The sequence below is a fragment of the Affinirhizobium capsici genome (genome assembly GCF_977018625.1).
Genome location: NZ_CDRNXD010000003.1, coordinates 48,977 through 60,443 on the forward strand (window position 1 = coordinate 48,977; position 11,467 = coordinate 60,443).

General features: G+C 57.7%; 12 protein-coding genes. 2 read left to right on the forward strand and 10 right to left on the reverse strand.

All coding sequences use genetic code 11. The features are described 5' to 3' along the window. Positions 1 to 57: 57 nt before the first annotated feature. From AC0JZ1_RS02900 to AC0JZ1_RS02920, 5 genes are all read right to left on the reverse strand, one after another. Positions 58 to 1,005, reverse strand: coding sequence for an alpha/beta fold hydrolase (locus AC0JZ1_RS02900; RefSeq protein WP_471880957.1), 948 nt, complete (start codon positions 1,003 to 1,005; stop codon positions 58 to 60). A 253-nt stretch (positions 1,006 to 1,258) separates the two neighbouring features. Next, the gene (locus tag AC0JZ1_RS02905; RefSeq protein WP_471880958.1) at positions 1,259 to 2,200 is read right to left on the reverse strand and encodes an alpha/beta hydrolase; all 942 of its coding nucleotides are present in this window, start codon (positions 2,198 to 2,200) and stop codon (positions 1,259 to 1,261) included. A 38-nt stretch (positions 2,201 to 2,238) separates the two neighbouring features. Then, complete coding sequence (locus AC0JZ1_RS02910) at positions 2,239 to 3,231, reverse strand: SDR family NAD(P)-dependent oxidoreductase (protein WP_471880959.1); 993 nt, start codon at positions 3,229 to 3,231, stop codon at positions 2,239 to 2,241. 223 nt (positions 3,232 to 3,454) lie between these two features. Next, on the reverse strand, positions 3,455 to 4,294 hold the full coding sequence (locus tag AC0JZ1_RS02915; protein WP_471880960.1) for an alpha/beta fold hydrolase: 840 nt from the start codon (positions 4,292 to 4,294) through the stop codon (positions 3,455 to 3,457). 220 nt (positions 4,295 to 4,514) lie between these two features. Next, the gene (locus tag AC0JZ1_RS02920) at positions 4,515 to 5,135 is read right to left on the reverse strand and encodes an FMN-dependent NADH-azoreductase (protein WP_471880961.1); all 621 of its coding nucleotides are present in this window, start codon (positions 5,133 to 5,135) and stop codon (positions 4,515 to 4,517) included. Between the two features lie 127 nt (positions 5,136 to 5,262). Here AC0JZ1_RS02920 and AC0JZ1_RS02925 point away from each other — a divergent pair, with 127 nt between their 5' ends. Then, the gene (locus tag AC0JZ1_RS02925; RefSeq protein WP_471880962.1) at positions 5,263 to 6,180 is read left to right on the forward strand and encodes a LysR family transcriptional regulator; all 918 of its coding nucleotides are present in this window, start codon (positions 5,263 to 5,265) and stop codon (positions 6,178 to 6,180) included. A gap of 353 nt (positions 6,181 to 6,533) precedes the next feature. Here AC0JZ1_RS02925 and AC0JZ1_RS02930 read toward each other — a convergent pair whose 3' ends face one another. Further along, the gene (locus tag AC0JZ1_RS02930; RefSeq protein WP_471880963.1) at positions 6,534 to 7,445 is read right to left on the reverse strand and encodes an NmrA/HSCARG family protein; all 912 of its coding nucleotides are present in this window, start codon (positions 7,443 to 7,445) and stop codon (positions 6,534 to 6,536) included. A 101-nt stretch (positions 7,446 to 7,546) separates the two neighbouring features. On the opposite strand from AC0JZ1_RS02930, the gene AC0JZ1_RS02935 reads away from it, so the two are divergent. Beyond that, positions 7,547 to 7,984 (forward strand): winged helix-turn-helix transcriptional regulator, encoded by a 438-nt coding sequence (locus AC0JZ1_RS02935; protein ID WP_471880964.1) that lies wholly within the window; start codon positions 7,547 to 7,549, stop codon positions 7,982 to 7,984. Between the two features lie 141 nt (positions 7,985 to 8,125). On the opposite strand, the gene trbI is transcribed toward AC0JZ1_RS02935, so the two are convergent. The 4 genes from trbI to AC0JZ1_RS02955 are packed head-to-tail and all read right to left on the reverse strand — an operon-like array spanning position 8,126 to position 11,457. Next, complete coding sequence (trbI, locus tag AC0JZ1_RS02940) at positions 8,126 to 9,436, reverse strand: IncP-type conjugal transfer protein TrbI (protein WP_471880965.1); 1,311 nt, start codon at positions 9,434 to 9,436, stop codon at positions 8,126 to 8,128. Between the two features lie 11 nt (positions 9,437 to 9,447). Further along, positions 9,448 to 9,927: a conjugal transfer protein TrbH gene (gene trbH / locus AC0JZ1_RS02945; protein ID WP_471881042.1), complete on the reverse strand. Its 480-nt coding sequence runs from the start codon at positions 9,925 to 9,927 to the stop codon at positions 9,448 to 9,450. After that, complete coding sequence (trbG, locus tag AC0JZ1_RS02950; RefSeq protein WP_471880966.1) at positions 9,927 to 10,778, reverse strand: P-type conjugative transfer protein TrbG; 852 nt, start codon at positions 10,776 to 10,778, stop codon at positions 9,927 to 9,929. The genes trbH and trbG overlap by 1 nt, the downstream gene beginning before the upstream one ends. Before the next feature lie 16 nt (positions 10,779 to 10,794). Further along, positions 10,795 to 11,457: a conjugal transfer protein TrbF gene (locus tag AC0JZ1_RS02955; RefSeq protein WP_471880967.1), complete on the reverse strand. Its 663-nt coding sequence runs from the start codon at positions 11,455 to 11,457 to the stop codon at positions 10,795 to 10,797. Between the last annotated feature and the right edge of the window lie 10 nt (positions 11,458 to 11,467).

The following is an 11,467-nucleotide window of genomic DNA, read 5'->3' on the forward strand; positions in this document are numbered from 1 at the left end:
TGCGGCCACTGACCATCACAAACGGCATCGAAGGCAATTTTTCGCTCGCGTGCCGCGCTAGCGATTAAGAAACTCGACCACCGCGGCGTTCAATTCCTGGGCGCACTCCTCGGGCAACCAATGGCCACATCCAGGCAGTACCCGCCCCTCGACAGTCGCTGCATAACGCTTCATTTGCTCGAGCTGAAACGAACCCATGCCGCCGTGCCCGCCACCCGCGATAGCCAGCACCGGTATCTGGAGCTTGGCATTCGCGAGCAACTTATTGCCGTTCGCAGTTGCGTTTAGTGCTCGATAATATTCGAAGGAAGCATTCAGGGCCGAAGGCTTGGAATAAGATTTCGCGTAGAGGTCGAGCAGTTCATCGGTGAAAGCTGTTTTGTTTGTTGCATGCTCTTTGATGAAGTGTTCGAAAAAGAACCGCTCGTTCCCAGTGATCAAGCGTTCTGCGAGCCTGTTCGATGCAGCGAAGAAACTAAAATGCCATACAAGCGACTCACCCTGGGGCGTAAAAGCCGGAAACTGGTAGATGCTCTCGTCGGGAATGGGTGCTTCCATCAACACAACGCGGCGTATCTTCGTCTGATACTTTGCGAGCATAGGATAAGTGTTCCATATCCCGATGTCATGAGCGACGACGTCGAACTGCTGATCCGAGGCAAACAGCTTTGCAAACTGATACAGCGTCTCGGCAACATCTTGACCAACGTATGATCTTGGAGTCTCGGACCTGCCAAGACCCGGGAGATCGACCGCAATCACTGTGTGAGAGAGGGCGAGCTCGGGCATGATCGTGTGCCACTCATACCAGGTTTGCCCGAACCCGTGCACCAGGAGCACTAAAGGGCCTTGGCCGCCTTCGACATAGTTCAAGTCGATCCCATCGACCTCTACAACGCGTTGTTGAAAGCCCGCAGGGACGGGAAAATCACTCTCGCTGCGCGCTTGCGTGGTCAGCACCAACAATAGTGCTACTAGTGCAGCTGCTTTGATTATGATGGTCATCTCGTAAACCCTCCAGAGTTCAAAGAACGGATCGAGCCCTACATTTACCTTTAATGATCACTGCAGACCTTGGCGCGGTATAGGAGATTTTTGCAGCTCCTTCCTTTTCGCATCGTTGCTCTCACAACCACCACCAGGTTGCGACTTGTGCCGGTCTGCGTGGCAGCCTGATTGGCAGCCGGTGAGCTCGTCTCGCCCGTCTGCAGAGTGACTACATCGGACGTAGAGACCCGTCATCCCTATGCAAATTCGGTCACACCTCGGAGAAGTACTTCTCTATTGCTCTGAAAAGATCGGCTTTAAAGGCGTCGGTTTCCGGTCCCGGTACGAGGTCGAAACCGTGAAATACGCCGTCATACACATGCAATTCAGTTTTCACCCCTGCGCGGATCAAACGGCCGGCATACTCGATGGAATCGTCCACGAGAAAATCAATGTTGCCAACTGCTATGAATGCCGGCGCTAGATTCGAGAGGTCGTCGGAACGCGCGGGCGCGAGATACGGCAGGCTTTCGATCTGCACATCCTTAAGCCGGGCGCTCCATAATTGTTTCAAATAGCTTGGTGAGAGAACGAACTCACCCCCAAACGGATTTCTCATCAACGCATCCGACTCGACGCGACGGTCATCGAGTGCCGGATATATCAGCGCTTGACCCTTGAGCGGGATGTCCGCCTCGCGGGCTAAAAGGGCCACTCCGGCGGCGAGACTCCCGCCCGCGCTGTCTCCCATTACAACGATAGTCTCAGGCTTGAACCCCAAAAAGTTGGCTTGCTCCCGAAGCCAGCGCAGCGCCGCGATACTCTCTTCGAGAGCAACATGACCAGCAACCTCCGGCACGCGATGGTAGTCCACCGACAAAACGACAACGTTGTGGCGGTCGGCAACCTCTGTGCAAAAGGGAGCGAACATGTCAGCAGAACCAGCTATCCAGCCACCTCCATGCAGATGCAAGATTGCACCTCGAGCGTCCCCGTTGGTCGGACGGAACAGCAGTGCCCGTACCTTTTCCGCTTGCCTGCGCTCAATGAAGACTTCTTCAAATTGATCAATGTCGGGGCGTCCGTAGGCGCTTTCATACGCCTTCTCCAGGTTCTGACGGATCTCCTCGATCGGCTGAGTGTCGTAATCGAAGATTGGAATGACCTCCGCTGCTGCCCGATATGCTGGCGCGACAAGATGCAGGGTATTCATGAGATCTCCGTTGAGATGTGGTTGCTGCGCCCTACGTTTCAGGTTGAAACAGAGGGCTTTGCCTGATCGAAATACTCGCCAACGAGCTCTTCGCTCTTTTTCCAGAGCATTTCGGCGCGCGCCGGATCGATGGCATAAGACATCACACCGTCACGAATGCCTGGAACATCATCGACCTCAGCTACGTGACAGTCTTCAAGATACTTGCCGCCCACCTCGGCGGGATCGGCAACCGCCACTGCCCAGACTGAGGTTGCGGCAAGTTGTTCAGCTGACTTCAATTCGAGAGCATCAATGCCTGCCTTCGAGCGATCAGCTGCGATCAGGCCGAAGACATCTTTAACCTCCTGGGGTGACAGGTGACGCATGATCGGCGTCATGCCGGTCCCTGGCATAACGGCGCACGCCCTGATCCGCCGTCCGCGGTGCCTTTTGTCGAAGGCGATCGCGAAAAGGGAATTGGCAGTCTTCGACCGATTGTAGGCTTGCCATCGGTCGTAGTCGGTATGGTCGAAGTTAGGGTCATCCAAATCGACGTCTGCGCCGCGATGGCCGTTGGAGGATACAACCACCACGCGGCCGCCGTCTGCGATGAGAGGCGCGATCCGGTTGATCAGGACAAAGTGCCCGAGATGGTTCGTGCCGAACTGCATTTCGAAGCCGTCTTCGGTGCGTTGGAAGGGCGTCGCCATCACCCCGGCATTTGCGATAATGCCGTCAAATTCAGCCGACTTGGAAACGAGTGCGTCCGCAACAGAGCGAACGCTCGTAAGTGACGCCAGATCAAGTTGAACGAGATCAAGGCGGCCGCCTGGAAATGCGGCGCTCGATGCTACCTGGCCAAGCTGGGAGGCTGCCTTCTGAACATCCCTTGCGGTCCCGGTAACAGAAGCCCCGTGCCGTACCAGCGTACGCGCAATTTCAGCTCCGGCCCCGGAAGATACTCCGGTGACAAGAAATTGGCGACCGGCAAGCGACACTCCGGCAAGAACGTCTTCAGCGGTTGATTGTTTGTTCAGTCTGGCGGCCAACTCGTAGGCTCCTCTATCTGTGACCTTCTGGGGGTGCATGGTGTCGAGCGAGACTCCATCAGCGCCAGCAGTAGTTCGGTAGTGTCGTCCGCGCCGGGTTATTATGGAACGCTCTGACGCTTAAGCCAGGCGGGCGTCTCCAAAGCGGATTGTCGGCAGGACCTCTGCTCTGGTCGGCTCACGTCAGCGCAAGCCTACGCCAGAGCACCTCGTCATGAAATTTTCACTGCTTGAAGAATGCGAGAAGATCCGCGTTGATCACGTCGCAATGGGTCGTTGCCATGCCGTGCGGAAGCCCCTCGTAAACCTTGAGAGTTGCATGCTTCAGAAGCGTGATTGACAGATGCGCCGAGTCGGCGATCGGCACGATCTGGTCGTCGTCGCCGTGCATCACGAGGACCGGCAAGTCGATTCCCTTCAGGTCCTCGGTGAAATCGGTTTCCGAAAACGCCTTGATGCAGTCGTATTGGGCCTTGGCGCCGCCCGTCATGCCCTGACGCCACCAATTCTGGATGACGCCTTCCGAAACATTCGCACCAGGACGGTTGAAGCCGTAGAAAGGACCGGTCGGCACGTCGCGGAAGAATTGGGCACGGTTGGCGGCAAGAGCGGTGCGGAAACCATCGAACACCTCGAGCGGCAGTCCGCCCGGATTGCTTTCGGTCTTCAGCATTATCGGCGGAACGGCGCCCATCAGCACGGCCTTGGCGACGCGGCCATTGCCGCCATGCCTTGCGACGTAACGGGCGACTTCGCCTCCGCCAGTCGAATGGCCGACATGGAAGGCGTTCTTGAGGTCGAGATGGGCGACAAGCGCTGCGACGTCAGCGGCGTACGTATCCATTTCGTTGCCGGTCTCGGTCTGGCTGGAACGGCCATGGCCACGGCGGTCATGGGCGATGACCCGATAGCCCTGATGCAGGAAATACAGCATCTGGGCGTCCCAGTCATCGGCCGAAAGCGGCCAGCCGTGATGGAAAACGATCGGCTGGGCGTCCTTCGAACCCCAATCCTTAAAGAAGATCTGCGTACCGTCCTGGGTGGTGAAAAAATGACTGCTCACGTGTAGTTCCTTAAACAGGCGCCATGATCGTCGACGCGGACATGCATCCGCGCCGCCGTTTCAGTCTGAAAGATGACTAAGGAGTACGGGCACGTATAGGAGATTTCTGCATGTTGCTCGCAATGTCATCGGTTGGGCGCCGCGCTCCTGATGATGATTTGTGGACGTGCCGGAAAGATCTCGAATCCCACTAACGATGATTGAGGCGCTCTTTCGCCAGTCAGGCGCGGCTTGCCGCCTGTGCAATTTGAGATGTGAAGCCGCTCAAGAAATCACCCCTTGATACCTGGCCCATGTCGACCGCCTTGGCATTTCCGCCAGCCACTACGGTCACGTTTTCGATGCCGATCACGTTGAGTATCAGCTTCAGGTAGGTGGTTGCCAGGTCCCGACCCCGGATGGGAGAGCCCTCTGTGTAGACGCCGCCTGATGCCATCAGGATTGTGCACGCCTTGCCCTTGACCAATCCCTCGCCACCAAAGCCTAGCGTTTTGCCTTTTCTCACGATGTGATCGACATACGCCTTCAAAACTGCTGGAATATTGTAGTTGTAAACGGGCGTCCCGATGGCGATGTGATCTGCGTTGAGGACCTCGTCAACAAGTTCGTCTGACAGGCGCAGAATGTCCTTCATTTCGGCTGTGTGCTGCTCGGGCGGTGTAAAATATGCGCCAAGCCAGGGCATCGTCACGAATGGAAGATTTGTCTCCATCAGGTCGCGGTTCATCACTGTACCTTCAGGATTGTTTTCGAGCCATTGGTCCACGAAGGCTGCGGTCAAGCCTCGTGACATGGAATGCGTACCGCGAGGGCTGGATTCGATGACAAGCAGTTTTGGCACAGGAAGATCTCCAGGTTCTGGCTTTGTAAAGCGCTGCGTAAAGTGCGTGTGACGGAAATCTATGGGATGACATCGATCTACGATACTGATGTAATTGTGATGGATATGATCAGTCAGGGAGATGGGCGTGATTGGGAGACTGACACTCGACCAGCTTAGAGTGCTCGTAACCGTCGTCGATGAGGGAGGTTTTTCGGCGGCAGCGAGGAGCCTCGGCCGTGTCCAATCCGCGATCAGCCAGACCATCCGGGCGCTTGAAGAGACCCAGGGGATCGAGTTGTTTGTCCGAAATGGAGGGCGACCCGCCCTCACTCCGGTCGGGCAGGTGCTTGTCGAGCAGGCGCGCTCGGTTCTTGCAAGTGCGGCGCGGTTCGAAGCCGTGGCGGCAGGAACGAAGCAGGGCTTAGAGCCTTCACTAAGTCTAGCGATTGACCCCCTCGTTCCTACGGAGCCATTGATAGAAAGTATGCGAGCGCTCCAAGCCACCTTCCCCAACCTTCCCGTGACGTTTATCACCGAAGGATTAGGCGGTGCGGAACGCCGGTTGCGGGCAGGGTCGGCGTCGCTTGCTGTGTGTCTTCTATTGCCCTCAGCGCCCGAAGATCTGATGGTCTACCCGCTTATGGAGGAGAAGCTGGTGCCTGTCGCCTCCGTTGATCATCCACTTGCCCTCGTGAGAAGGACGTTGACCGATGATGACCTGGATGCTCATGTCCAACTGGTCCTCGCCGACGGTTTGGACAGCGCTGGGCAGAGTTATGGAGTCCTCAGCAGCAAGGTCTGGAGATTTGTCGATCTCGGTCGACGCCTTGATTTTCTGCTTGCCGGGTTCGGCTGGTGCAAGATGCCAAAAGACCTCGTCCAGCCTTACCTTGAGGCCGGCCGGCTCAAGGAGCTGGCTCTATCGGACGCGTTACCGGCTGCTTTCGCGTTACCGATCTATGCCGCTCACGTTCGTAATCGTCCACTCGGCCGCGCCGGCAACTGGCTTTTGAACGACCTCCGTCAGCGACTGGTGACGGAAGACTGGCAAGCGACGAATTAGAGTAGCCTTGGCGGCGTCTTACCGCGGCAAATCCGAGTGTGGCAGTCAAATCGGGTCGAAGCAACTGGCCTCGGGCAGGAGGATGACCTCCAGGGGAACCCGATGAAGCACCTAACCCACCACCTCCATGTTGCTGGGTTACCCGGGATCAACCAAGACGCGAAAACTTCGGACGGGCCCGGTGGCATCCGGCCATGAAAAACAGTCCTCAACGCTCTTGTAATGAGCAGAGGTTTGGGCGGGTAAGGTGAGGTCAGCGCTTGCGGAATGCAAACCGGAGACATTTATAGGCGGAGCGGCCCTCTGCTACGCCTCTGTAGACGGCCGCTCGTTCCGGAAGACCGAAATCGCGTTCAGCGAAGGGCCACCTCTCCGGCGCCTTGGCAAAGAGCGGCCCGAAATAGGGTTTTTCCGGGACCGTCCAGCCATTCCTCCATAGAGGTCATGGGGCCGAACTCTTCTTCAAGTGCCGCAATGTCGGCACGTCCCGCCACGGTTCCATCATCGACAAGGCGAGTCAGATCCCTGAGAAAACCGTTTTCTGCAAGCAGAGCGTCCGAGAAGCGTTGATATCTGATGGTTCGCCCGGCCGCCCTCGAGAAGACCCGTTGTATGTCATTACCCGTCACCGACGCACCCGATAGCTCAATGGCTTGATTGATATAGCTGTTCGGGTCCAACAGTATCGTTGCATTAATTCGGCCGAGATCCTGTAAAGCGATGATCTGCATGCTCTGCTCGGGATGCATGAAGAAGGTAAAAGTATTGTGGGAAAGGCCAAGCCCGGGCAACATCATCATTTCCATGAACGTGGCAGGTCGGGTTATCGTGTAGGGGATCGATAGTGATTTGATGTGGGTTTCGATCTCAGATTTGCTGTCGAAATGACCCATTCCTGTTCGACCTTTTCCGGACGCGCCGCTTGATGAGTAGACAAGATGCCGGACCCCCGCTCGTGCAGCGCTGTCAGCAATCGCCTTACCTTGCTCGATCTCCTGCGCATCCGTCACCTCGCCACTAGGCGAGCTGGCTTGAACGCTGAAAACACCCGAGACGCCTACCATCGCGTGGTCGATCGACGCAGGATCAAATAGATCGCCCTTGATCAGGGAGATCCCTTCCGTAGCCAATCGTTTGGCTTTTTCGCTTTCTGGATCGCGCACAAAAGCACGAACTTTCTTGCCCCTCACGTTCAACCCGCGCGCGACTGCGCCACCCTGCTGTCCGGTCGCGCCGAAGATGAGATATTCAGGATCGTTTTCCATGACGGTTACCTTTTGATAGCTTCGTTGGTTACTATCTGGAACCTATTGGAAACCAGCACAAGACGGCACATTCTTGATCGTCAGGCACAGGACTGTAACGAATGAAAGATAAAAGCATGCGCGAAATCCACGGGCGACCAATTATAGAAACCGCGCGCGGACCGGTCCTTACGCCCTGTGCGCCGGGAAGCGTGCTTGCGCGGCTCGGGGATAAGTGGACGATCCTGGTGATTTCGATGCTGGCACTCTCAGCGGATGCTCCGTTGCGCTTTGGGTCGCTAATGCGGGGCATTCCGGACATCTCTCAGCGCATGCTGACACTCACCCTTCGTAACCTTGAACGTGATGGACTCGTCGCTCGCAATTACTATCCGGAAGTGCCTCCTCGGGTGGAATACGAACTTACCGCCCGTGGAAAATCAATGCTGGAGCCCTTAGGCGCGTTTACCGCGTGGATCCGTGATACCTGGCAGGAAATAGAGGCCTCCAGGGTTGCTTTCGATGAGGCGGTTCGAGGCCACGCAACAGAAGAATCCTAATGCCCGCCACTTGAACAGGCTTTTCCAGTTCTCTATCGCCCTCACGGTAATCCAATTTCGACGCGTTTGGCCAATGTCAAGCCTCGGCTGTCCAGGGCCAGTTCCTCCTTTCTCTCAAATAGACAGAAAGTATCCCTCCCTTCATCGATTATATTGGCCCGGGAAAATAATATCCTGATCAACAAGCACGTTGAGTTTATAGCCCGGACGGATCTGTAACGTCGGCTGCACATCCATACTTCGCTCTATCGTCCGGTCGGCCACTCGCCCAAAGGTCTCGGCAAAATTCCGCCTAGCTGCATCGGATGCCGTATCCTGAGTCGCGAGCGTGGAGCTTTGCGGCACGGCCATATCAATGCCCGTTCCTATCAGGGCAATCATGACCGCTGAGCCGAAGGTCTTGAGATAGTGGTTGTTCACCTTGTCATTGAAGCCGCCATAGCCTTCCGCATCCGTGCCGGCCATCCCGCCGATCTGCAGCGTCGATCCGTTCGGGAAGATGATATCGGACCAGACCACGAGCATGCGACTCTGGCCGAACGAAACCTTGCTGTCATAGCGACCGAACAGTTTCGTGCCCTGCGGGATCAGCAGGCGATGGCCTGTCGCGCTGTCGTAGACATTCTGACTGACTTGTGCGGTGATACGTCCTGGAAGGTCGGAGTTGATGCCGGTGATCAATGTCGCCGGAATGACCGACCCGCGCTTTAACTCGAACGCCGACTGCTGTGGCACGACGCGGTTCGGCAGATATCCGAGATCCTTGAGATCGGCATTGAAGAAGTCTTCCTTGGAGGTCTGTCCGTTCTGATCGACGTTCTGCCCGCCAAGACCGGCGCGCAATGCTGCGGCGTAAAGATCCGTAGCGTTTCCGTTCGCGGCGGCTGTCGTCGTCATTCGGGCCGCGGCGCTCTCATCTTTTTCCGACCGCGCTTCCAGCTTCCCGCGATCGATAGCAAGCGGCGCGTCATAGGCGGAGTTCCGCGCCTGCAACCGGGCCATCCGCTGGCGTTGCTGCTCGCGAAGGAGCTGTTCCTGTTGCTCACGGGCGAGACGCGCCCGCCACACCTCCTCCGGCTCCAGTTCCGAGCCGCGGTTTTGCTCTCCCTGCTCGGGCTGCGGGGAAAAGGGATTGGCCGCCTTCTCTTCGGCCTGTTTCGTCTCGACGGGCGTCGGCTGGAACGTCGTCTGCTGCTGTGGCTCGCCAATGATGCCGTCGCTGACACCTCGCTTGATCTGGTCGGCATAGGTCGAGGCTGGATTGCCCGAACTGGCGTCCGGAGCACTGTCCCTGCCAAAGTAGAGCCCGCGTGAGGCGAGCCCAAAGAAGATGATGCCGAGAAAGGCAATCAACAGCACAATGACAAGGATTACCGGCACGCGGTTTACCCGCTTTATGCCGGATGCGGCCTGACTGTTTTGCGCACCACCGAGTTTGAGAGACTGCACCATGATATCCTCCCTCACCCGCGCCGCATGAGGGACAGGGGGCTTGCGGGTGTCGCACCCGATGTCGTCACTGTGTAGGCCCGGCCGAGTTCGACACTGCTCGTCGAAAGCCGCGCCAGCACCTGACCGTCATAGGGGACGATGACATAGGCGAGCGCAATGACGGCCGAGCCGCTATCCGTCTTCTGGTCGGTGACCACGGCGTAACCCCATCCCTTCAGCGCAGCTTCAAGTGCCTGGCCGAAGGGAGAACCATCCTGTTTGAGCGCAACGGTTGCCTTCCCCTGTCCGATCTGCTCGGCGAGACGGCTGACCATGTCGCCGGCGATCGCACCGGCCGCCGGTCCGGAGATCTCTGGAGGTGCAGCGCTCGTGGCGAGACCGCCGGTTTCCATTGACTGGCAACCGGAAAGGAGGATGGCGAGGCCACTGCCTATGGCGAGGCAGCGGATGGGGCCGAGGCTGTTCGCGGTGTGGCGAAGGAGATTCCGCATCACCGCCCTCCCCTGATGATTGTCACCTTTTGCTGTTTCCAGCCGACGCCTGAGACGAGGACAGCACGATCGATATTGTAGTCGACCACCATCATGTTGCTCTTCATGCGATAGTTGACGATGCGGTTCTGACCGCCGGAGACGACGAAGAGAACCGGCGCATCCTGACCGGAAATCGACCGCGGAAACTGGATGTAGGTCTTTTGTCCATCCGAGTAGACCCGCGTCGGCCGCCAACCGGCATTGCCCGAGACGGAATAGGCAAAGCTCAATTGCTCGGCGGGAACGCCGGCGCCTGGAATGGTGCTGGCTTCCAGCCGCGCGTTGACGTCTGCAAGCTTTGCCGAGACATCCTCTGGATATTCAAACCCGACACGCGCCATATACTGGGTTGGATGAGACTTGAGCTGGATGTGATAGGTCCGCCGCGACGTTGTCACGACCATCGATGTGATGAGACCCGGCTCCGACGGCTTGACGATCAGATGGATCGCCTGCCCACCGGCGGCACCCGAGGTAGCCGGCTCCACCTTCCAGCGTACCGTGTCGCCGACAAGCACATCGCGAACGACCTCGCCGCCCTGAAGCTCGATGTCGCAGACCTGCAGAGGCGAGCAGACGACGGACGGCTGCACCTCGCCAAAAAGGAAGATCACCTTCCCATCGGCGCCTTTCGTCACGAGCCCGCGACTTCCACGCCATTGTGTCGAAATCCCCATGCCTTTCACCTCATTGGCGGTGACACCATCAGCGGCGAAAGAATGAGACGGGAAGGTGGAAGAGACAGCAACAGCGATAGCAATGATGCCGGTGCTCACCGTGATCCGCGAGGGTTCGTTTGATCTGTTCATGTTCGGGCCATGTCTTTCAAAGCTGAGCTGTCCAATCGAAGTCGCGGAGATAGAGACCGATGGGGTTAAGACGGATGACGCCCTCGTCCTGGGGCGGCGTCAGTGTCACGGTGGCGATCCCACGGAAGCGGCGCGTGGCGGTCTCCTTGCCGCGGCGATCGCGTTCGAACTCGGTCCAGTCGATCTGGTAGCTTTGGTTCGATAGTGCGACGATGTTGTTGACCTCGATCGCCACCGTTGCGGTCTTCGCCTTTTCGAACGGCGAATTCGAGCGGAACCAGGCATTGACCTTTTCGGTCGCCGGATCGGAGGTGCGGAGCAGCCCATAGGTCCGGTCGATATATTGCTTCTGCACGACCGCATCCGGCGTGACGGATCGGAAGTTCGACACGAAGCTGCCGAGTGTCGCGCGTACCACCCGTGGATCGGCATATTCGATCTGCTGCGGGAAGCCGGCGTCGACAGCCGTGCCGAGCTTGTCGACTTCGACGATGTAAGGGATCAGCTTGACCTGCGTGCTCTGGTAGAGCGCGTAACCAAAACCGATCACGGCCATAGTCATTCCGGCAATGCCGACCACGCGCCAGGCGGCGGCCGCTTTGACGTACGAGCCATAACGCTCGTTCCACTCGTTGCGTGCCGCGATATACGGATTATCTGGAACATTCTGTCCGGCCATTCTGTCACGG